General features: G+C 63.8%; 21 protein-coding genes and 1 pseudogene. 11 read left to right on the top strand and 11 right to left on the bottom strand.

Annotated elements, in window-relative coordinates:
• Positions 1–26 precede the first annotated feature (26 nt).
• From ACVWY1_RS24475 to coaBC, 5 genes and pseudogenes are all read right to left on the bottom strand, one after another.
• A complete protein-coding gene (locus tag ACVWY1_RS24475) occupies positions 27–707 on the bottom strand; it encodes a CsgG/HfaB family protein (RefSeq protein WP_102684804.1) in 681 nt (226 codons plus the stop codon).
• 206 nt (positions 708–913) lie between these two features.
• Complete coding sequence (gene argB / locus ACVWY1_RS24470; protein WP_023629901.1) at positions 914–1,819, bottom strand: acetylglutamate kinase; 906 nt, start codon at positions 1,817–1,819, stop codon at positions 914–916.
• Between the two features lie 30 nt (positions 1,820–1,849).
• Positions 1,850–3,223 (bottom strand): annotated as a pseudogene (locus tag ACVWY1_RS24465) (phosphomannomutase/phosphoglucomutase); the annotation flags it as partial.
• A 135-nt stretch (positions 3,224–3,358) separates the two neighbouring features.
• Positions 3,359–3,814: a dUTP diphosphatase gene (gene dut, locus ACVWY1_RS24460; protein WP_102684802.1), complete on the bottom strand. Its 456-nt coding sequence runs from the start codon at positions 3,812–3,814 to the stop codon at positions 3,359–3,361.
• Between the two features lie 5 nt (positions 3,815–3,819).
• Positions 3,820–5,031 carry a bifunctional phosphopantothenoylcysteine decarboxylase/phosphopantothenate--cysteine ligase CoaBC gene (coaBC, locus tag ACVWY1_RS24455; protein WP_102684801.1) on the bottom strand — a complete coding sequence of 404 codons (1,212 nt, stop codon included), beginning with the start codon at positions 5,029–5,031 and terminating at the stop codon, positions 3,820–3,822.
• Between the two features lie 127 nt (positions 5,032–5,158).
• Here coaBC and radC point away from each other — a divergent pair, with 127 nt between their 5' ends.
• Complete coding sequence (gene radC / locus ACVWY1_RS24450; RefSeq protein WP_102684800.1) at positions 5,159–5,839, top strand: RadC family protein; 681 nt, start codon at positions 5,159–5,161, stop codon at positions 5,837–5,839.
• Positions 5,840–5,894: 55 nt separating this feature from the next.
• Here the strand turns inward: radC and ACVWY1_RS24445 are convergent, their stop codons facing one another.
• Positions 5,895–7,484 carry an ABC transporter substrate-binding protein gene (locus ACVWY1_RS24445; RefSeq protein ID WP_102684799.1) on the bottom strand — a complete coding sequence of 530 codons (1,590 nt, stop codon included), beginning with the start codon at positions 7,482–7,484 and terminating at the stop codon, positions 5,895–5,897.
• A 372-nt stretch (positions 7,485–7,856) separates the two neighbouring features.
• Between ACVWY1_RS24445 and rpmB the strand changes: the two genes are divergently transcribed.
• Complete coding sequence (rpmB, locus tag ACVWY1_RS24440) at positions 7,857–8,093, top strand: 50S ribosomal protein L28 (protein WP_023629974.1); 237 nt, start codon at positions 7,857–7,859, stop codon at positions 8,091–8,093.
• A gap of 11 nt (positions 8,094–8,104) precedes the next feature.
• The gene (gene rpmG, locus ACVWY1_RS24435; RefSeq protein WP_003253507.1) at positions 8,105–8,260 is read left to right on the top strand and encodes a 50S ribosomal protein L33; all 156 of its coding nucleotides are present in this window, start codon (positions 8,105–8,107) and stop codon (positions 8,258–8,260) included.
• 105 nt (positions 8,261–8,365) lie between these two features.
• Here rpmG and ACVWY1_RS24430 read toward each other — a convergent pair whose 3' ends face one another.
• Entirely contained in the window at positions 8,366–8,725 is a 360-nt protein-coding gene (locus ACVWY1_RS24430; protein WP_046857580.1) for a cupin domain-containing protein, read from the bottom strand.
• Between the two features lie 195 nt (positions 8,726–8,920).
• Here ACVWY1_RS24430 and ACVWY1_RS24425 point away from each other — a divergent pair, with 195 nt between their 5' ends.
• Together ACVWY1_RS24425 and ACVWY1_RS24420 are read left to right on the top strand one after the other, a co-directional pair.
• Positions 8,921–10,414, top strand: coding sequence for an aldehyde dehydrogenase (locus ACVWY1_RS24425; protein WP_110696765.1), 1,494 nt, complete (start codon positions 8,921–8,923; stop codon positions 10,412–10,414).
• Positions 10,415–10,547: 133 nt separating this feature from the next.
• The gene (locus ACVWY1_RS24420; RefSeq protein ID WP_102684797.1) at positions 10,548–11,687 is read left to right on the top strand and encodes an MFS transporter; all 1,140 of its coding nucleotides are present in this window, start codon (positions 10,548–10,550) and stop codon (positions 11,685–11,687) included.
• Positions 11,688–11,721: 34 nt separating this feature from the next.
• Here ACVWY1_RS24420 and ACVWY1_RS24415 read toward each other — a convergent pair whose 3' ends face one another.
• Both ACVWY1_RS24415 and ACVWY1_RS24410 read right to left on the bottom strand, forming a co-directional pair.
• Positions 11,722–13,266, bottom strand: coding sequence for a phospholipase D family protein (locus ACVWY1_RS24415; protein ID WP_457378860.1), 1,545 nt, complete (start codon positions 13,264–13,266; stop codon positions 11,722–11,724).
• Between the two features lie 60 nt (positions 13,267–13,326).
• Positions 13,327–14,757, bottom strand: coding sequence for an aminotransferase-like domain-containing protein (locus tag ACVWY1_RS24410; RefSeq protein ID WP_457378859.1), 1,431 nt, complete (start codon positions 14,755–14,757; stop codon positions 13,327–13,329).
• A 176-nt stretch (positions 14,758–14,933) separates the two neighbouring features.
• Between ACVWY1_RS24410 and ACVWY1_RS24405 the strand changes: the two genes are divergently transcribed.
• Positions 14,934–15,164 (top strand): DUF1127 domain-containing protein, encoded by a 231-nt coding sequence (locus ACVWY1_RS24405; protein WP_046857575.1) that lies wholly within the window; start codon positions 14,934–14,936, stop codon positions 15,162–15,164.
• Here the strand turns inward: ACVWY1_RS24405 and ACVWY1_RS24400 are convergent.
• Complete coding sequence (locus ACVWY1_RS24400) at positions 15,161–16,453, bottom strand: NAD(P)/FAD-dependent oxidoreductase (protein ID WP_277502438.1); 1,293 nt, start codon at positions 16,451–16,453, stop codon at positions 15,161–15,163. The genes ACVWY1_RS24405 and ACVWY1_RS24400 overlap by 4 nt on opposite strands.
• A 144-nt stretch (positions 16,454–16,597) precedes the next feature.
• Between ACVWY1_RS24400 and ACVWY1_RS24395 the strand changes: the two genes are divergently transcribed.
• A complete protein-coding gene (locus tag ACVWY1_RS24395) occupies positions 16,598–16,951 on the top strand; it encodes a YkgJ family cysteine cluster protein (protein ID WP_102684793.1) in 354 nt (117 codons plus the stop codon).
• A 4-nt stretch (positions 16,952–16,955) separates the two neighbouring features.
• Here the strand turns inward: ACVWY1_RS24395 and dadR are convergent, their stop codons facing one another.
• Positions 16,956–17,444 carry a transcriptional regulator DadR gene (gene dadR / locus ACVWY1_RS24390; protein WP_003258963.1) on the bottom strand — a complete coding sequence of 163 codons (489 nt, stop codon included), beginning with the start codon at positions 17,442–17,444 and terminating at the stop codon, positions 16,956–16,958.
• A gap of 156 nt (positions 17,445–17,600) precedes the next feature.
• Here dadR and dadA point away from each other — a divergent pair, with 156 nt between their 5' ends.
• The 4 genes from dadA (at position 17,601) to ACVWY1_RS24370 (ending at position 21,397) form a co-directional block, all read left to right on the top strand.
• The gene (gene dadA, locus ACVWY1_RS24385; protein ID WP_139674893.1) at positions 17,601–18,902 is read left to right on the top strand and encodes a D-amino acid dehydrogenase; all 1,302 of its coding nucleotides are present in this window, start codon (positions 17,601–17,603) and stop codon (positions 18,900–18,902) included.
• A 205-nt stretch (positions 18,903–19,107) separates the two neighbouring features.
• Positions 19,108–20,181, top strand: coding sequence for an alanine racemase (gene alr / locus ACVWY1_RS24380; protein WP_110696753.1), 1,074 nt, complete (start codon positions 19,108–19,110; stop codon positions 20,179–20,181).
• Positions 20,182–20,289: 108 nt separating this feature from the next.
• Positions 20,290–20,838, top strand: coding sequence for a cupin domain-containing protein (locus ACVWY1_RS24375; protein WP_023629132.1), 549 nt, complete (start codon positions 20,290–20,292; stop codon positions 20,836–20,838).
• Between the two features lie 154 nt (positions 20,839–20,992).
• On the top strand, positions 20,993–21,397 hold the full coding sequence (locus ACVWY1_RS24370) for a c-type cytochrome (protein WP_038707641.1): 405 nt from the start codon (positions 20,993–20,995) through the stop codon (positions 21,395–21,397).
• Positions 21,398–21,402 lie beyond the last annotated feature (5 nt).

Below are 21,402 nucleotides of genomic sequence, written 5' to 3'. Positions count from 1 at the left end.
CGGTCTTCCTTGTCGTGTTGTGCTTGTTATTGCGCCTGTGGTTTCCACTGGCCGCTTTCGACTGCGCCCACCAGCTTGTTGACAGCTTCGCGCATGGCCAGGTCGAGCACTTTGCCGTTGAGGGTCGAGTCGTAGCTGGCGGTGCCGCCGAAGCCGATGACTTCACGGTTGGACAGGGCGTATTCACCGGCGCCCTGGCTCGAATAGACCACTTCGGATGTGCTGATGTTGACGATGTTCAGGGCGACCTTGGCGTAGGCGATCTGGGTCTTGCCGCGGCCGAGGATGCCGAACAGCTGGTGATCGCCGACTTCCTTGCGGCCGAACTCGGTGACGTCGCCGGTCACCACGAAGTCGGCGCCCTTCAGGCGCTGGGCCTGGCCCTTGATGGCCGCTTCCTGCTGGATCTCGCCCATGTTGTCGCGGTCCAGCACGTTGAAGCGGTTGGTCTGCTGCAGGTGGGTGATCAGGATGGTCTTGGCCTGGCCGCCGAGGCGGTCGACGCCGTCGGAGAAGATGCCGCGCATGTAGCTGGAGCGGTTGTCGAACTTGCCCACGGCGATCGGCGTGCGCACGCCGCTGTAGGGACGACTGACGCTTTCGACCTGTTGCACGGCAACAGCGGTGGAGGTTTCGGTGGCACAGCCGGCGATGGACCCGACAGCCAGGGCGGCTGCCAGCACGAGTCCTTGTGATGCGTATTTCACGCGTGTTCTCCAGGTAAATAGAAACTATTCGTAACGAGCAAGCATGCTGTCACGTTGTTTCGGCAGTCTACCGGGATTCTTGATAGTCAAACATCAAGGGTAATGGCTATAAGCCATCTTTTTGAGTGGGCGGGGATGGATGCATCGCGGGGCAGGCCTGCTCCCAGCTGGGAGCGGGCCTGCCCCGCGATAGGATTACAGCTGGATCAGCGTGGTTTGCGGTTGCTGATCAGCGTGCCCACGCCGCTGTCGGTGAAGATCTCCAGCAGCACGGCATTCGGCACGCGACCGTCGATGATGTGCGAGCTGTTCACGCCACCCTGGACGGCATCCAGTGCGCACTTGATCTTCGGCAGCATGCCGCCGTAGATGGTGCCATCGGCGATCAGTTCGTTGACCTGCTCGGTGCTCAGCCCCGTGAGGACCTCGCCCTGCTTGTCCATCAGGCCGGCGATGTTGGTCAGCAGCATCAGCTTCTCGGCCTTCAACGCCTCGGCCACCTTGCCGGCCACGAGGTCGGCGTTGATGTTGTACGACTCGCCGTTGGCGCCCACGCCGATCGGCGCGATCACCGGGATGAAGTCACCCTTGACCAACATGTTCAGCAAGTCGGTGTTGACGCTGACGACCTCGCCGACATGGCCGATGTCGATGATTTCCGGGGTGGTCATCTCCGGCGTCTGGCGGGTGACGGTGAGCTTCTTGGCGCGGATCAGCTCAGCATCCTTGCCGGTCAGGCCGATGGCGCTGCCGCCGTGGCGGTTGATCAGGTTGACGATGTCCTTGTTCACCTGGCCGCCCAGGACCATTTCCACCACGTCCATGGTCGCCGCGTCGGTCACGCGCATGCCATCGATGAAGTGGCTGTCTATCGACAGGCGCTTGAGCAGGTCGCCGATCTGCGGGCCGCCACCGTGCACCACCACCGGGTTGATGCCAACGGCCTTCATCAGCACGATGTCACGGGCGAAGCCGGTCTTGAGCTCCTCGCTCTCCATCGCGTTGCCGCCGTACTTGATCACCAGGGTCTTGCCGACGAAGCGGCGGATGTAAGGCAGTGCTTCGGACAAAACCTCGGCTACATGGGAAGCGGCATCGCGATCGAGGGTCATGCAGGGCTCCAGGTAAGGAACGGATAGTCGTCAGAACGGCAGTTGCAGGCCTGGTTGGACCCGCAGCAGCTGCGTGCGGAATACAGCCTTGATTCGGTCGAGTTCTGCGGCGCTGTCGGCCTCGAAGCGCAGCACCAGCACCGGTGTGGTGTTGGAGGCGCGAACCAGGCCCCAGCCGTTGGGATAGTCGACCCGCACACCGTCGATGGTGGTCAGGCTGGCTTCGCCCCAATCGGCGTCGCGTTGCAGTGCATCAATGATGCTGAATTTACCCTCGTCGGTCACATCAATGTTGATTTCCGGCGTGGAAATATCATTGGGGAACGCGGCGAACAGGCTTTCGGCGTCCTGCCCGGCCTTGCTGAGGATCTCCAGCAGGCGCGCGGCGCTGTAGATGCCGTCGTCGAAACCGTACCAGCGCTCCTTGATGAAGATGTGCCCGCTCATCTCGCCGGCCAGCAGCGAGCCGGTCTGTTTCATCTTCTTCTTGATCAGCGAGTGGCCGGTCTTCCACATCAGCGCGCGGCCACCGTGCTGTTCGATCAGCGGGGTCAGGCGGCGCGTGCATTTGACGTCGAAGATGATCTCGGCGCCCGGGTTGCGCGACAGCACGTCCTGGGCGAACAGCATCAGCAGGCGGTCGGGGTAGACGATGCTGCCGGTGTTGGTCACCACACCCACGCGGTCACCGTCGCCATCGAAGGCCAGGCCGATATCGGCGCCGGTCTCTTTCACCTTGGCGATCAGGTCCTCCAGGTTCTCGGGCTTGCCCGGATCCGGGTGGTGGTTGGGGAAGTTGCCGTCGACTTCGCAGAACAGTGGGATCACCTCACAGTTCAACGCTTCGATCAGTTGCGGAGCGACCACGCCGGCCGCGCCGTTGCCGCAGTCGACAACCACCTTCAGGCGCTTGGCCAGTTTCACATCGGCGACGATCTGCTGGAAGTAGCGCTCAAGGATCTCGACCTTTTCCACGCGGCCATCGCCACGGGTCAGGTCATTGGTCTTCAGGCGGGTCAGCAGGGCCTGGATCTGTTCATTGGCCAGGGTGTCGCCGGCGATGACGATCTTGAAACCGTTGTAGTCCGACGGGTTGTGGCTGCCGGTGAGCATCACGCCCGACTTGCCGGCCAGCACATTGGCGGCGTAGTACAGCGCCGGGGTCGGCACCAGGCCGACGTCGCTGACCTGGCAACCGGCCTCGACCAGGCCCTTGATCAGTTGCTCGACCAGCATCGGGCCGGACAGGCGACCGTCGCGGCCGACCGAGATCTGCGGTTCGCCCTGGGCGAGGGTCTGGGCGCCAATGGCGCGGCCGATCCAGTAAGCGGTCTCGGCATGCAGGGTCTTGCCGACCACGCCACGGATGTCATAGGCGCGGAAGATACTGTCGGGCAGTGCGGGGACCAGCTGGGCCATGTCGTTCATCTCTGGGGACTCCAAGTATTCAAAGGCTTCTGGGCAGGCACAAACTGAACGCTTGGACGGTGGTTTCGCCGCAGAGTTCGCCATCCATGGCCCGAACGGTCTGTCGTCGGCTCAGCGGGTGCCCGAATGGCCGAAGCCGCCGGCGCCACGCTGGGTTTCGTCGAACTGCTCGACGATATCGAAGTGCGCCTGCACCACCGGCACCAGGATCAGCTGCGCGATGCGCTCGCCGACGGTGATGGTGAACGGCGTGCTGCCGCGGTTCCAGCAGGACACCATCAGCTCGCCCTGGTAGTCGGAGTCGATCAGGCCGACCAGGTTGCCCAGTACGATGCCGTGCTTATGGCCCAGGCCTGAGCGCGGCAGGATCATGGCCGCCAGGCCCGGGTCGCCGATGTACACCGACAGGCCGGTGGGGATCAGCAGGGTCTGGCCTGGCTCGAGGACGGTGTCTTCTTTGAGCAGGGCGCGCAGGTCGAGGCCTGCCGAGCCTGGAGTGGCGTACTGCGGCAGGGGGAATTCGGTGCCCAGGCGAGGGTCGAGGATCTTGGCTTGAAGAGCGTGCATGTAACTTATTGAACCTGGTTGAGCCGTTCGGCGATGAAGGCGACCAGCTGACGGGCAATCTTGCCTTTGCTGGTCTGCGCGAAGAGGGTTTGATGCTGCTGCCGGTCTATCACGGTCAGGGCGTTTTCCTCGCTGTTGAAGCCGATGCTGGGGTTGGCCACATCATTGGCGACGATCAGGTCGAGGTTCTTGTCCTTGAGCTTGCGCGTGGCGTAGTCGAGCAGGTGCTCGGTCTCGGCGGCGAAACCGACGCTGAACGGGCGATCGGCGCGGCCGGCAATGGTCGCAAGGATATCGGGATTGCGCACCATCTGCAGCAGCATGCCGTCGCCGGTAGTGGGATCTTTCTTAAGCTTCTGTGAGGCGACGACCTCAGGGCGGTAGTCCGCGACCGCAGCCGAGGCGATGAACAGGTCGCAAGGCATGGCAGCTTCGCAGGCCGCGAGCATGTCCCGCGCGCTCACCACGTCGATACGGCTGACCCGGTCGGGGGTCTGCAGGTGCACAGGTCCGGTGACGAGGGTCACCCGGGCCCCGGCTTCGGCGGCAGCCTCGGCCAGGGCGAAGCCCATCTTCCCTGAACTATGGTTGGTGATGTAACGCACCGGGTCGATGTTCTCTTGCGTAGGGCCGGCGGTGATCAGCACGTGCTTGCCGGTCAGGGCCTGGCGCTTGAAGCTTTCGGCGGCGCACCAGGCCAGGTCGGTGGCTTCGAGCATGCGGCCCAGGCCCACGTCGCCACAGGCCTGGCTGCCGGAGGCCGGGCCGAATACCTGGATGCCGCGGCTTTTCAGCAGCTCGAGGTTGGCCTGGGTCGCCGGGTCGCGCCACATGGCCTGGTTCATCGCCGGGGCGACGGCGACGGTGGCGTCGGTAGCCAGTACCAGGGTGGTCAGCAGGTCGTCGGCCATGCCCTGGGCCATGCGTGCCATCAGGTCGGCGGTGGCCGGGGCGATCAGCACCAGGTCGGCCCATTTGGCGAGCTCGATATGGCCCATGGCCGCTTCGGCCGCAGGGTCGAGCAGGTCCAGATGGACCGGGTGGCCGGACAGCGCCTGCAGCGTGAGCGGGGTGATGAACTCGGCGCCACCACGGGTCATGACCACGCGCACCTGCGCGCCGTGTTCCAAGAGTCGGCGAATCAGCTCGGCGCTCTTGTAGGCGGCGATGCCGCCACCCACGCCGAGAACGATGCGCTTGCGATACAACCGCTGCATAGGCCTTGCCTTATTCCAGTGAAAGCGGGTGGCGACGACGGCTGCCTGCGGCAGATCGTCGCATTTTCGAAGCGAACTAGATTAACACAGCGTCCAAAGGGGCCGTAGTGGCAGGCGAGGAGGGGAAATGAACATCAGGGAGTGGCCGGCTGAAGAACGGCCGAGGGAGAAGTTGTTGCAGCGCGGGTCTGGCAGCCTTTCCGATGCAGAACTGCTGGCAGTATTTCTCGGCTCCGGCGTGAAAGGGCGCAACGTGCTGGAGCTGGCGCGCGGGCTCTTGCTGAAATTCGGCGGCTTGCGTCAGGTGCTCGAGGCTGATCGACAGGCGTTTCTTGGCGAACTGGGGCTGGGGCCAGTGAGGTACAGCCAGTTGCAGGCCTTGCTTGAAATCGGGCGCAGGAACCTGGCGACGTCCATCGAGCGCGAGTCGGTCATGGACAGCCCGCTGGCTGTGCGGCGTTACCTGAAGGCGATGCTGCGGCATGAGGCCAGCGAGGTGTTCGGTTGTCTGTTCCTGGACACCAAGCACAGGCCGCTGGCGTTCGAGATCCTGTTCCGCGGCACGATCGACCGGGCGAGCATCTATCCGCGCGAAGTGGTGCGACGGGCTTTGCTGCACAACGCTGCGGCCTTGATCCTCTGTCACAACCATCCGTCGGGCAATTGCGAGCCAAGTCAGGATGATGTGCACCTGACGCTTGTTTTGAAACGATCGCTGGCATTGATCGATGTGAGGGTGCTGGACCACGTCATCGTGGGTGATGGCGAGCCGTTGTCGATGGTCGAGCATGGATGGCTGGCCGGTTAGGCAGCGCGGGGCAAGCTCGCGTTCACAATGACTGTGGGCTTGCCTCGATTGGGCGTCAGCGGTTGACTGAGACCTTGCTGAAATCCTGCCGCCCGAACGGGCTCACCTGGTAACCCTGTACGTCCTGGCGCAGCAGCGCGGCCGCAGTCGGATGCGCCAGCGGCAGCCACAGCGCCTGCTGCTGAATCAGCGTCTGAGCCTGCTGGTACAGGCGGCTGCGCACGCTCTGGTCGTTGGTGGTGCGTCCGGCGTTGATCAGCTGGTCCAGGCGGTTGTCGCAGAACCGGGCGAAGTTGGTCCCGGACTTGACCGCGGCGCAGGCAAACTGCGGGCTGAGGAAGTTGTCCGGATCGCCGTTGTCACCCGCCCAGCCCATGAACAGCAGGTCGTGCTCGCCGGCCTTGGCGCGGCGGATCAGCTCGCCCCACTCGATGGTGCGGATCTCGGCCTTGATGCCGATTTTCGCAAGGTCGGCCTGCAGCATCTGTGCGCCCAGGCTGGGGTTGGGGTTGAGCAGACTGCCCGACGGGCGGGTCCAGATAGTGGTCTCGAAACCCTTGGCCAGGCCGGCCTTGGCCAGCAGTGCCTTGGCTTTCTTGTGATCGAGCGTGTAGCCGGACAAGTCCTTGGCATAGCTCCAGGTATTCGGCGGATAGGGACCGTTGGCGGCAGTGGCGGTATCTTCGAACACGGCCTTGAGGTAGGCCGGCTTGTCGAAGGCCAGGTTGATGGCCTGGCGCACTTCAGGCTTGTCCAGTGGCGGGTGCTGGCTGTTGATGGCGACGAAGGCGGTCATGAATGCCGGGGTGGTGGCGACCTTGAGGTTGCCGTCCTTGCCGGCCTCGGCGATGTCCAGCGGCTTGGGCGACAGGGCCACCTGGCATTCGCCGCGCCTGATCTTTTGCAGGCGGACGTTGGCGTCCGGGGTGATGGCGTAGATCAGCGGGTCGATCGACGGCTTGCCGGCGAAATAGTCAGGGTTGGCGCGGTAGCGCACCACGGCGTCTTTCTGGAAACGCTGGAAGACGAACGGGCCGGTGCCCACTGGCTGGTTGTTGAGTTTCTCGGGAGTGCCGGCCTTGAGCAGCTTGTCGGCATATTCGGCGGAGTAGATCGAGGCAAAGCCCATGCTCAGGGTGGCCAGGAAAGTGGCGTCGGCGTGGGTCAGGGTGAAGCGCACGGTGTGCGGCTCGGGTGCGTCGATGGCCTTGATCAGGCTGCCCAGTTGCAGAGATTGGGCATGCGGGTAGCCGCCCGGGGCGGTCTTGTGCCAGGCGTGGGCCGGGTAGAGCATGCGTTGGAAGCTGAACAGCACGTCGTCGGCGTCCAGTTCGCGGGTCGGCTTGAAGTAAGCGGTGGTGTGAAACTTCACGTCCGGGCGCAGCTTGAAGTCGTAGACCAGGCCGTCAGGCGACACCGTCCAGCTTTGCGCCAGGCTCGGCACCACCTTGCCCTCGGCGGCGTCGAACTCGACCAGGCGGTTCATCAGCACGTCGGCCGAGGCGTTGGTGGTGGTCAGCGAGTTGTACTGCACCACGTCGAAGCCTTCGGGGCTGGCTTCGGTGCACACCGACAGCGCTGCGGCCTGGGCAAAGCCCGCGGCGCACAGGGTGGTGAACAGGAGGGAAAGGGCGGCGGCACGCATGGTGACTCCTTGGCTGGTCGGTGGCCCATCTGCCGGTGCAGTCTGGAAAATTGAGGAAATGTCCTACCCTAGTGCGGGCATGGGCAAATGACCACACCCTTTCGCATTAATTCGGCGACGGGCGGTCGACAGCTTGCCGCCCCAGTCGTTATGCTGCCCAGGCGCGCTCGGCCCGACCGGAACTCTCATATTCTGTTGTTGTGGCGGAGTCTTTCTGGTATAAAGCAGCGCTCTTTTCTAGGGGCTCGGTCTGTCGCGTAAGCGCACCCGGCCGATAAGACCCCCAGGAACACGGCGCCTTGGCGCCATTGACTGAGAGATTAAGCGGCCAACCCATGCCGGGTTGGGCATGTGGTTTTAGAGGGCTGAGGCATGTCGAGAGTCTGTCAAGTTACCGGTAAGGGTCCGGTAACTGGGAACAATATTTCCCACGCAAACAACAAAACCCGTCGTCGTTTCCTGCCGAACCTGCAGCACCACCGTTTCTGGGTTGAATCCGAGAAGCGCTTCGTGCGTCTGCGCGTTTCCGCCAAAGGCATGCGTATCATCGACAAGCGCGGCATCGATGCCGTTCTGGTCGACATCCGTCGCGCTGGCGCCAAGGTTTAAAGGAGAACATCATGCGTGAATTGATCCGTCTGGTTTCGAGTGCCGGTACCGGCCACTTCTACACCACCGACAAGAACAAGCGCACCACTCCGGACAAGATCGAGATCAAGAAGTACGATCCGGTCGTCCGCAAGCACGTGGTGTACAAGGAAGCCAAGATCAAGTAATTGATCGGCAACCTGAAAAAACCCGCAACCGCAAGGTGGCGGGTTTTTTTATGTCTCCAGCAAAGTCATCGCGGGGCCTGCACAAAGCCGGGTCCCGCGATCGGTTCATTTCTGCTCGAACATCACATAGATCTTGCGGCACGGCTCCAGCACTTCCCAGGTGCCCTTGAAGCCTGCGGGGATCACAAAGCGATCGCCGGCACGCAAGGTCTTGGCGCCACCGTCCTGGTCGCGCAGCACCGACACACCCTGGACGATCTCGCAGTACTCGTGCTCGGTGTAGTTCACCGTCCACTGGCCCACCTCGCCCTCCCAGACGCCCGCGGCGAATTGCCCGCACGGGCTGGCGTAGTGGTTATAGACAGCCTGGTCAGGCTCGCCCTTGAGGATTTTCTCCGCCGCCGGGCGGTAGCGTTCGGCTTCGGTCAGAACCTGGGCAAAGTCGACGATGCTGGTGATACTCATGGTGGTTACCCTGTTGTTGTTTAATAAAATGAACATCAGTAGGCATTTGAGCCGTTGGTGTCAAATATATTGATAGTTTCCCCGCCCTGGTTTAGGGTGGCAGGTGCCCGTGTGCGTCATCACCCGGCCAGAATTTCTGACAGCGCCCGTGAGTCCTCAGTGCGGCGTTGCACCTTAACAAGAGAGGAGTTTCCTATGACCACCCTGACTCGTGCGGACTGGGAACAGCGTGCCCAGCAACTGAAGATCGAAGGTCGCGCCTTCATCAACGGCGAATACACCGATGCCGCATCCGGTGAAACCTTCGACTGCCTGAGCCCGGTGGACGGACGCTTCCTGGCCAAGGTCGCCAGCTGCGACCTGGCCGACGCCAACCGCGCTGTCGACAACGCCCGCGCCGTGTTCGAATCCGGCGCCTGGTCGCGCCTGGCCCCGGCCAAGCGCAAGGCCAAGCTGATCCGCTTCGCCGACTTGCTGCGCAAGAACGTCGAGGAACTGGCCCTGCTCGAAACCCTCGACATGGGCAAGCCGATCGGTGACTCCTCCACCATCGACATTCCGGGCGCGGCGCAGGCCATCCACTGGACTGCCGAAGCCATCGACAAAGTCTACGACGAAGTCGCGCCGACCCCGCACGACCAGCTCGGCCTGGTGACCCGCGAGCCAGTGGGTGTGGTCGGTGCCATCGTACCGTGGAACTTCCCTTTGCTGATGGCATGCTGGAAGCTGGGCCCTGCCTTGGCCACCGGTAACTCCATCGTGCTCAAACCGTCCGAAAAGTCGCCGCTGACCGCGATCCGCATCGCCCAGCTGGCCATCGAGGCCGGTATTCCGGCTGGCGTGCTGAATGTGCTGCCAGGCTACGGCCACACCGTGGGCAAGGCCCTGGCCCTGCACATGGACGTCGACACCCTGGTGTTCACCGGTTCGACCAAGATCGCCAAGCAGCTGATGGTCTATGCCGGTGAGTCGAACATGAAGCGTGTCTGGCTGGAAGCCGGTGGCAAGAGCCCGAACATCGTCTTCGCCGACGCCCCTGACCTGCAGGCCGCCGCCGAGGCTGCCGCCAGCGCCATTGCCTTCAACCAGGGCGAAGTCTGCACCGCAGGTTCCCGCCTGTTGGTCGAGCGCTCGATCAAGGACAAGTTCCTGCCCATGGTGGTCGAGGCCCTCAAGGCCTGGAAACCGGGCAACCCGCTGGACCCGGCGACCACCGTCGGCGCGCTGGTCGACACCCAGCAGATGAACACCGTGCTGTCCTACATCGAGGCCGGCCATCAGGATGGCGCCAAGCTGCTGGCCGGTGGCAAGCGTACCCTCGAGGAGAGCGGCGGCACCTACGTCGAGCCGACCATCTTCGACGGCGTGACCAACGCCATGAAGATCGCCAAGGAAGAGATCTTCGGCCCGGTACTGTCGGTGATCACCTTCGATACCGCCGAAGAGGCCGTGGCCATCGCCAACGACACGCCATATGGCCTGGCGGCAGGCATCTGGACCTCGGACATCTCCAAGGCACACAAGACTGCTCGCGCCGTGCGCGCCGGTAGTGTCTGGGTCAACCAGTACGACGGTGGCGACATGACCGCGCCGTTCGGTGGCTTCAAGCAGTCGGGCAACGGCCGTGACAAGTCGCTGCACGCGCTGGAGAAGTACACCGAGCTGAAGGCGACCTGGATCAAGCTGTGATTCAGTAACGTCTCATCGCGGTACTCGTGGGAGCGGGCTTGCCCCGCGATGAGCCGCAGACAGCCGGGCCGGTTCACGCCGTCCCGGCTTTGTCGTCTCTGTCATACACGATTTGCGCTGAAAGGGGGCTGTGATGCGTTGGGGAACCTACTTTGCCGTCCTGGCGTCGGTGCTCAGTGTCGGGCTTGCGCTCGGCGTGAGCATGCCGCTGGTCTCCCTGCGCCTGGAGGGCTGGGGCTACGGTGGGTTCGCCATCGGTGTGATGGCGGCGATGCCGGCCCTCGGAGTATTGGTCGGTGCCAGCCTGGCCAGCCGCCTTGCCGGCTGGGTCGGCGTGCCCATGGCCATGCGCCTGTGCCTGTGGGGTGGGGCGCTGTCGATCGGCCTGGTGGCGGTGCTGCCCAGCTATGCCCTGTGGCTGGTGCTGCGTTTGATGATCGGTATGTCGCTGACGGTGGTGTTCATCCTTGGTGAGAGCTGGATCAACCAGTTGGTGGTCGAACAGTGGCGTGGCCGATTGGTGGCGCTGTATGGCAGCAGCTATGCGCTGAGCCAGTTGGCCGGGCCGCTGGTGCTGGGTTTTCTGGGTTCGGACGACGATTTCGGTTTCTGGGCCGCGACCGGGTTATTGCTGGTCGCGCCGCTGATCCTGCTGGGGCGCGGCGGTGCACCGACCACCGAGGCGTGCAGCGTCACCTTCGCCGACCTGTTCGGCTTCTGTCGGCGTCTGCCGGTGATCGCCTGGGCCATCGCGCTGTTCGCGGCATTCGAGGCGATGATCCTGACGTTGCTGCCGGTGTACTGCCTGCAGCAAGGGTTCACCACGGAGGTGGCGTTGTTCATGGTCAGCACCGTGGTGGTGGGTGATGCGGTGTTGCAATTGCCGATTGGCGCCTTGGCCGACCGCATGTCGCGGCGCACGTTGTTCAGCGGTTGTGCACTGACCTTGATGGTGTCCAGCCTGGCGATTCCCCTGCTGTTGCACACACCGGTGATCTGGCCGCTGTGGGTGCTGTTCGGTGCCAGTGCGGGTGGGTTGTTCACCTTGTCGCTGGTGCTGATCGGCGAGCGCTACCGGGATGACGAACTGGTGCGGGCCAATGCCCATGTGGCGCAGCTGTGGGGTATCGGTTGCCTGCTCGGACCTTTGCTGGCCGGGGCGGGAAGCCAGTGGATCAGCGGGCATGCGCTGCCGTTGCTGATGGCAGTGGGCGCGGCGGGGTTGGTGCTGCTGACGCGGCGGCGAGATGCCTTTGAGCCGGCGTCTGCCTGACCGATTGCAATCGCGGGCTTGCCCGCGCTGCGTTCTACAACATCTTCTCCAACCCGACCGCCTTGCTGATCCAGGCATTGAAGCGTCGCCATATCCCCCCGGGCTCGGTCACCAACATGTGCCGCTGGCCGTTGTCCTCGGTCGCCCAGACCATCCTTCCGTCCACCAGCTTCACCTGGTAACTCAGCGCTGGAGCCATGCCTTGTAGCGCCAGTTCGCGGGTGTACTCGGCCAGCTCAGGGCTGTCCACCATCACGCCTACTTCGGTGTTCCACAGCACGGAACGCGGGTCGAAGTTGAACGAGCCGATGAAGGTCTTGCTTCGGTCGAACACCATCGCCTTGCTGTGCAGGCTCGAATCGGAGCTGCCGTGGAAACCCAGCCGTGGTCGTGGATCGCCGGGCTGGCGGCGCAACTCGTACAGCTGCACACCATGCTCCAGCAAGGCCCGGCGATAAGGCGCATAGCCGCCATGGACCGCTGGTACGTCGGTCGCTTCCAGCGAGTTGGTCAGGAGCTTGACCGAGGTGCCGGCGTCGGCGCGACTGGTCAGGTACAGCAGGCCAGGCTCGCCGGGTACGAAGTAGGCGGACACCAGGATCAATTCCTTGTGCACGCGGTTGAGGTCGGGGGCCAGTTGCTGGGTCATCAGCAGTTGCGGATCCGGTTCGCCATCTGCCAGGACTTTGCTCGGCGCGTCCCACAAAGCCTGGCTGTGGGCCCAGATCAGCTCATTGCGCCACACATCCAGGCGCGGCTGCGACTGATAGGCCATCAAGCGGTCGTACAGGGCCTTGCGCTTGGTCCGTGCTTCGGCCAGGGACACCTCCAGGCGCTGACGGCTGCTGAACAGGTCGTCGGCGTCGGGCTGGCGCCAGAGGAAGTCGCCGATCGGAAGGCTCAAGGCGCTGTTCCAGTACTGGTCGAAGCTGTGTCCGAGTTGTTCGGCCACAGGCCCCACGCCCAGCAGGTCGATGTCGGTGAAGTTGAGGTTGGGTTCGGCGTCGAAGTACTCGTCGCCCAGGTTGCGGCCGCCGACTATGGCCATGCTGTTGTCCACCAGGAACAGCTTGTTGTGCATGCGCCGATGCTGGCGTGACAGGTTGAACAGCCGGCCGACGGCCCGGGTGGCACCGGTACTGCGTCCCAGGTGCAGCGGGTTGAACACTCGGATGTGAATGTTCGGATGGGCGGCGAGGGTGCCCATGAGGCTGTCGAGACCATCGCTGGTGGTGTCGTCGAGCAGGATGCGCACACGTACGCCGCGGTCGGCGGCGCGCAGCAGTTCATGGACCAGGGCGCGGGTGCTGAGACCATCGTGGACGATGTAGTACTGCAGGTCGATGCTTGCCTGGGCGTTGCGGATCAGCTCCGCGCGGGCGCGGAATGCCTCGTTGCTGTTAGGCAGCAGGCGAAAGCCCGAGCGTCCCTCGTAGGGCGCGGCCTGGCGCTGCACCGAGCGGCCGAACGCCGAGTCGGCCGCCGGCAGCGCCTGGCTGACTTCACGTGGTGTACCGACACTGGCGCAGCCCGACAGGCCGAGCAGCAGCACCAGCAGCAGGGCATGCTGGAGTCTCAAGGGTGGATCGTCCTGTGCGGCAAGGGCTTATGAGGTTGGACCGTGGCAGGCGGCGCAAAGTTACCCGCCAGGATGTTCGGCATCCAGTAGACGAAGGGCGGTTTCACCGACCTTGCGCACGGCGGCTTCGATCTGCGCCGTGGGCCGGGCGGCGAAGTTCATGCGCAGGCAGTTACGGTACTTGCCCGAGGCCGAGAAGATGCTGCCCACGGCGATCTGCACGCCTTGCTCCAGTAAAGCGCGGTTCAGGCGCAGCGTATCGAAACTTTCCGGCAGCTCAACCCACAGCATGAAGCCACCTTGCGGGCGGCTGGCCCGGGTGCCTGTCGGGAAGAAGCGGGTCACCCAGTCGCACATCTGGTCGCGGCCGCGCTGGTACTGGCTGCGCATGCGCCGCAGGTGCGGCTGGTAGTGACCTTCGGCGATGAAGTCGGCGATCGCCAGTTGCGGCTGGCAAGCGGTACTGCCGGTGCTGATGTACTTCATGTGCAGCACCCGTTCCAGGTAGCGCCCCGGAGCAACCCAGCCAACCCGCAGGCCTGGCGCCAGGGTCTTGGAGAACGAGCTGCAGAGCAGTACGCGGCCATCGTCGTCGAACGACTTGATGGTGCGCGGGCGCGGGTAGGTGTAGGCCAGGTCGCCATACACATCGTCTTCGAGGATTGCCACATCGTAGCGTTGGGCGAGTGTCAGCAGCGCCTTCTTGCGCGCCTCGGGCATGATGTAACCCATGGGGTTGTTGCAGTTGGGGGTGATCTGGATGAGCTTGATCGGCCATTGCTCGAGGGCCAGTTCGAGGGCTTCCAGGCTGATGCCGGTGATGGGGTCGGTGGGGATTTCCAGGGCCTTCATGCCCAGGCCCTTCAGCGTCTGCATGGCGCCGTGGAAGCTGGGTGAATCGACCGCGACGATGTCACCGGGTTCGCATACAGCGCGAATACTGCACGACAGCGCCTCGTGGCAGCCGGTGGTCACCACCAGGTCGGTCGGGCCCAGGCGGCAGCCGGAGTCGAGCATCAGCCGGGCGATCTGCTCGCGCAGCAGGGCGTTGCCGTGGATGTTGTCATAGTACAGGCCGGGCATGTCCATGCGCCGGCTAATCTGCGCCAAACTGCGCAGCAGTGGCTTGAGCGTGGGACTGTCGACGTCGGGCATGCCGCGGCCGAGCTGAATCACTTCCGGGCGCGGGGTGGCGCGCACCAGCTCCAGCACTTGTTCCCACTGGGAGATATCCACAGGACGCTGGGCTGGGCGGCTGATGGCTGGCAGGGCTGGTAGCTGGCGGTCCTCGGCGACGAAGTAGCCGGACTTGGGGCGCGGCGAGACCAGGCCGTTGTCCTCCAAAAGGCGGTAAGCCTGCTGAACGGTGCTCAGGCTGACGCCATGCTCCACGCTCAGGGCGCGCACTGACGGCAGGCGCTGGCCGGGGCGATACAGGCCCTGCTCGATGCGTGAGCCGAGCAGTTCGGCGAGGTTGAAATAGAGGGTCACTGCATACTCCTGCTCAGCTGATGACCAAGGACCGGTACAGATAGGCGAAAAATACTGCATGCAGCCCTATTTGCGCCAATTCTGTATGGGAATAATAAGTCGATTTTGGCTCTGTATTGGTAGGAGGTGTACCCGCATGCTGTCTCCACGTCAGGTACTGAACGGAGGACGTGGTGATGGGTGGCATGAGCGATGTGCGCTTGCAACTGTTGGCCAGTGAACTGGAGTCGGAGCAGCGTCCCCGGGTCTTCAGCGCGCCCCAAGGCATGGGTCGTTGGAGCCTGATGCTGCATCGCTGGCGCACCCGCAGGGCCCTGTTGCAGTTGGAGGATTACCAACTGCGCGATATCGGCATCAGCTGGGAGCAGGCTCGGCATGAGGCGAGCAAGCCCTTCTGGCGTGACTAAGCGAGCTCTTTGAGTCGATACCAGAGCATCCCCAGTGCCAGCAGCGGCGAACGCAGCAGTTTGCCGCCGGGGAAGGTGGTATGCGGGACCTTGGCGAATAGATCGAAGCGCCCGCTCTGCTGGCCACTGATGGCCTCGCCGAGCAGGCGTCCGGCGAGGTGAGTGGCGTTGAGCCCGTGGCCCGAATAAGCCTGGGCGTAGTAGACGTTGGGCTGGCTGGCCAAGCGGCCGATCTGCGGCAGGCGGTTGGCACCGATGCCGATCATGCCGCCCCATTGGTAATCAATGCGCACATCGGCCAGTTGCGGGAACACCTTGAGCATTTTCGGGCGCATGTAGGCGGCGATGTCCTGCGGGTCGCGCCCGGAATAGTGGCAGGCGCCGCCGAACAGCAGGCGTTTGTCGGCAGAGAGGCGATAGTAATCCAGCGCCACGCGCTGGTCGCATACCGCCATGTTCTGCGGCAGCAACTGGCGGGCGCATTCCTCACCCAAGGGTTCGGTGGCGATGATGTAGCTGCCGGCGGGCAGCACCTTGCCGCCCAGTTCGTGGTTGAGGTCGTTGTGGTAGGCGTTGCAGCACAGCACCAGCGTCTTGGCGCGCACCCGGCCTTGGGCGGTATGCACCTTCACTTCCGGGCCGTACTCGATGCGGGTCACTTCCGACTGCTCGTACAAGCCGACACCCAGGCGCCTGGCCACGGCGGCTTCGCCCAGCGCCAGGTTGAGTGGATGCAGGTGACCCGAACCCATGTCGATCAGGCCGCCAACATAGCGATCAGAACCTACTACTGAGTGCATCTCGCCGGGCTGCACCAGATGCAGTTCGTGACGATAACCCAGGCTGCGCAGTTCCTCGGCGTCCTCGGCGAAGCCTTCTAGTTCGGCGGGCTTGTTGGCCAGGTCGCAGTAGCCCCAGGTCAGGTCGCAGTCGATGCCATGGCGCTCGACGCGCTCGCGGACGATTTCCACCGCTTCCAGGCCCATCAGCTTCATGCTGCGCACGCCTTCCTCACCGATCACCGGGAGAAACTGTTCCAGGCCGTGGCCGACGCCCCGGATGAGCTGGCCACCGTTGCGGCCGCTGGCGCCCCAGCCGAGCTTGCGTGCTTCCAGGAGGATCACCGACAGGCCGCGTTCGACCAGTTCGATGGCGGTGTTCAGGCCCGAGTAGCCACCGCCGACAATGCACACGTCGGCACTGTGCTCGCCTTGCAGGAACGGGTAGTCGGGGTGTGGCGCGCTGCTGGCGGCGTAGTAGGAGGCGGCGTGTTGCGCGCTGTGGACCATGTGTCGTTTCCTGGGTGCAAGGCGAAAAGGCGAGGATAGGCAACCGGCCAATCGCGGGGCAAGTCGCATCGGCGCACCGCCGCTCCCACGATGATTCCTGCGATTGCCTTATAATCCAGCACACATGTCCCAGATGCGCCGTTTATGTCCTGCAACCGCCACAAGATCCATTTCCTGCGCGAGCTCATCCCCTCGTTCGAGTGCGAGCCCGGCTGCCATGACTGCTGTGGCCCGGTCACCACCTCGGCCGAGGAAATGGCCCGCCTGCCGCGCAAGACCCAGACCGAGCAGGAAGCCGCGCTGGAGCGCCTGGACTGTGTGCACCTGGGCCCGAACGGCTGCACCGTATATGAAGAGCGCCCGATGATCTGCCGCCTGTTCGGCACCACGCCGCGGCTGGCCTGCCCCAGGGGGCGGGGCCCGGAGCAGCCGATCGACCCGGCGGCCGAGCAGCTGGTTCACACCTATATCGCCAGTACCCGCCAGGTGCTGGTGTAAGGCTTCAGTCCGGAATCGGCAGGCACAGGCTCTCTTTCACTTCTTCCATCACGATGTAGCTCTTCGACTCGCGCACATGGGGCAGCTTGAGCAGGATGTCGCCGAGCAGCTTGCGATACGACGCCATCTCCGAGATCCGCGCCTTCACCAGGTAGTCGAAATCCCCGGATACCAGGTGGCATTCCAGTACATGGGGCAGCTTGAGCACGGCGCGGCGGAACTCCTCGAAGGTGTCGCCGGACTTGTAGTCCAGGCTGATCTCGACGAACACCAGCAAGCTGCCCTTCAGGTGCTGCGGGTTGAGCCGGGCGTTGTAGCCCATGATGATCCCCTCGCGTTCCAGGCGCCGCACCCGTTCGGTGCAGGGGGTGGTGGACAGCCCGACCTTCTCGCCCAGTTCGGTGAAGGAGATACGCCCGTCATTCTGCAGAATCCGCAGGATGTTGCGGTCGATCTTGTCCAGTTCACGCTTGCTCTGGTGCTGGGTTCTCATAGGGGATGCCCCTCCGTGAAAGGCCATTTTGCCGAGAATTCTCGCCAAATATAGCTGCTTATATAGTGAATAGCACTGGTCGGAGATTCTTATACTGCGCGCATCCATGCCATTTCAACAAAAGACTGCGGCAAGCCGCGTGCGAGGGATACAACAATGCGAGTTCTGGTACTTGGTAGCGGTGTGATCGGTACCGCCAGTGCCTACTATCTGGCCCGGCAAGGTTTCGAGGTGACGGTGGTCGATCGCCAGCCGGCGGTGGCCATGGAAACCAGCTTCGCCAACGCAGGCCAGATCTCGCCCGGCTATGCCTCGCCCTGGGCCGCACCGGGCGTGCCGCTGAAAGCCATCAAGTGGCTGCTGGAACGCCACGCGCCCCTGGCCATCAAGCTGACCGGCGACGTCGACCAGTACCTGTGGATGGCGCAGATGCTGCGCAACTGCACCGCCAGCCGTTATGCGGTGAACAAGGAGCGCATGGTGCGCCTGTCCGAGTACAGCCGCGATTGCCTCGACGAGCTGCGCGCCGAAACCGGCATCGCCTACGAAAGCCGCAGCCTGGGAACCACCCAGCTGTTCCGCACCCAGGCGCAGCTGGACGCCGCGGCCAAGGACATCGCAGTGCTGGAGCAGTCCGGTGTACCGTACGAGCTGCTCGACCGTGACGGCATTGCCCGGGTCGAACCGGCCCTGGAGAGCGTGAAGGGTATCCTCGCTGGCGCCCTGCGCCTGCCCAACGACCAGACTGGCGACTGCCAGATGTTCACCACCAAGCTCGCCGAGATGGCCATCAAGCTGGGTGTCGAGTTCCGCTTCGGCCAGGACATCCAGCGCCTGGACTTCGCCGGTGACCGCATCAACGGCGTCTGGATCGACGGCAAGCTGGAAACCGCCGACCGCTACGTGCTGGCGCTGGGCAGCTACTCGCCGCAGCTGCTCAAGCCGCTGGGCATCAAGGCACCGGTCTACCCGCTCAAGGGCTACTCGCTGACCGTGCCGATCACCAATGGTGACATGGCGCCGACTTCGACCATCCTGGACGAGACCTACAAGGTCGCCATCACCCGTTTCGACAACCGCATCCGTGTCGGCGGCATGGCCGAGATCGCCGGTTTTGACCTTTCGCTGAACCCGCGTCGACGCGAAACGCTGGAGATGATCGTCAACGACCTTTATCCTCGCGGCGGCGACCTGAGCCAGGCGAGCTTCTGGACCGGCCTGCGCCCGGCCACTCCGGATGGCACCCCGATCGTCGGGGCGACCAAGTTCCGTAACCTGTTCCTCAACACCGGTCACGGCACCCTGGGCTGGACCATGGCCTGCGGTTCCGGTCGCCTGCTGGCCGACCTGATTGCGCGCAAGAAGCCGCAGATCAGTGCCGAAGGCCTGGACATCTCGCGTTATGGCAACAGCCGCGAGATCGCCAAGCACGGCCAGCCGGCACCTGCGCACCAGTAAGGGCTGCCCGCTTCATCGCGAGGCAAGTCGCATCGGCGCACCGTCGCTCCCACGAACACTGTAGCGTTGCGGTGGGAGCGAGCTTGCCTCGCGATGTGAAGTGAAAACGATTGACCTGTTCCCTCACCCCGGCGCGGTGGGTACCTACCCCCACTTGCCGCGCCGGGGCTTTATCGATAACCAGAACTGCCAGAAGGCTGCCGCCATGCGTCCCGCCCGTGCCCTGATCGACCTCCAAGCCCTTCGACACAACTACCGCCTGGCCCGTGAGCTGACCGGCGCCAAGGCCCTGGCCGTGGTCAAGGCCGATGCCTATGGCCATGGCGCGGTGCGTTGCGCACTGGCGCTCGAAACCGAGGCCGACGGTTTTGCCGTAGCCTGCATCGAGGAGGCCCTGGAGCTGCGCGCGGCGGGCATCAAGGCACCGGTACTATTGCTCGAAGGTTTCTTCGAGGCCAGCGAGCTGGCGCTGATCGCCGAACATGATCTGTGGTGCGTGGTGCATTCGCCATGGCAGTTGGAAGCGATCGAGAAGACCTCGGTGCACAAGCCGCTGACCGTCTGGTTGAAGATGGACACCGGCATGCACCGTGTCGGCGTGCACCCCAAGGACTACGCCGACGCCTACCAGCGCCTGCTGGCCAGCGGCAAGGTCTCGCGCATCGTACTGATGAGCCACTTCGCCCGCGCCGACGAGCTCGACGCCGCCGCTACCGCACAGCAGGTCGCCGTGTTCGAGGCCGCCCGCCAGGGGCTGGCCGCCGAGTGCAGCCTGCGCAACTCGCCGGCCGTGCTGGGCTGGCCGAGCATCAAGAGCGACTGGGTGCGTCCGGGCATCATGCTCTACGGCGCCACGCCGTTCGAAGTGGAGCAGGCCGAGGCTGCTCGTCTGCAGCCAGTGATGACCCTGCAATCACGCATCATCAGCGTGCGCGAGCTGCCCGCCGGCGAGCCTGTGGGCTATGGCGCCAAGTTCGTCAGCCCTCGGCCGACGCGGGTCGGCGTGGTCGCCATGGGTTATGCCGACGGCTACCCGCGCCAGGCACCTACTGGCACGCCAGTGGTGGTGGCCGGCAAGCGCACCCAGCTGATTGGCCGCGTGTCGATGGACATGCTCTGCGTCGACCTCACAGACGTGCCCGAGGCCACTATCGGCAGCCCGGTCGAGTTGTGGGGCAAGCAAGTGCTGGCCAGCGACGTGGCCATGCAGGCCGGGACCATTCCGTACCAGATCTTCTGCAATCTCAAGCGCGTGCCGCTGGACTATATCGGCGAATAAGGCGCTGAAGCGGACAGGCTGCGGGGCTGTGTGTTGTAAATACTGAACGGCATTGCCATCATATCGTTCACACTCCCCCAACCTCGACCGTTTCTGGAGGCGCAAGCTTTGGACGTCGGTGAACGACTGCAAGCCATCCGCAAGCTCAAGGGCCTGTCCCAGCGCGAACTCGCCAAGCGCGCGGGGGTGACCAACAGCACCATCTCGATGATCGAGAAGAACAGCGTGAGCCCGTCGATCAGCTCCCTGCGCAAAGTGCTCAGCGGTATCCCCATGTCCATGGTCGAGTTCTTCTCAGTGGAACTCGCGCCCGAAAGCCCAACCCAGATCGTCTACAAGGCGCACGAGCTGATCGACATCTCCGATGGCGCGGTGACCATGAAATTGGTCGGCAAATCGCACCCCAATCGCGCCATCGCGTTTCTGACCGAGGTCTACCCGCCGGGCGCCGACACGGGGGCGGAAATGCTCACCCATGATGGCGAAGAGACCGGCATTCTTCTCGAAGGTCGCCTGGAACTGGTGGTCGGCACCGAGATCTTCATCCTCGAGGCCGGTGACAGCTACTACTTCGAAAGCACCCGCCCGCACCGCTTCCGCAACCCGTTCGAGGAGCCGGCCCGGCTGATCAGCGCGGCCACCCCGTCGAACTTTTGATCCAGCGCAGTGCATTGAAGGGTCAATACCCTTTCCCTGAGTGTGGTCGTTTCACGCCTTCCAGGTTCCCGCTATACTTTTCAACGCTCGCAATTCCGTGGCCGCGGGCGTGATTAGCCACCATGAGGGTGTTCGCGTGAACCAAATCAAGAAGATGCTGGCCGTACCAGCAGCCGTATTCGCCCTTTGGGCAATGAGCGCAACCGCTGCAACCAACGACGACATCGCCAAGCGTCTCGAGCCGGTCGGCCAGGTGTGCGTCCAGGGCCAGGAATGCAAGGGCATGGAAGTGGCCGCCAGTGCCGGTGGCGGCGGTGCCAAGACGCCGGACGAGATCATCGCCAAGCATTGCAATGCCTGCCATGGCACCGGCCTGCTGAATGCGCCGAAGATTGGTGACACCGCCGCGTGGAAAGAGCGTGCCGACCACCAGGGCGGCCTTGATGGCATCCTGGCCAAGGCCATCACCGGGATCAACGCCATGCCACCGAAGGGCACCTGCGCCGATTGCTCGGATGATGACCTGAAGGGTGCGATCAAGAAGATGTCCGGGCTGTGAGCCGG

Source organism: Pseudomonas sp. TE6288, from assembly GCF_054062095.1.
The sequence above is the reverse complement of the archived record's forward strand: the minus strand, read 5'-3'. Positions and strand labels throughout refer to the sequence as shown.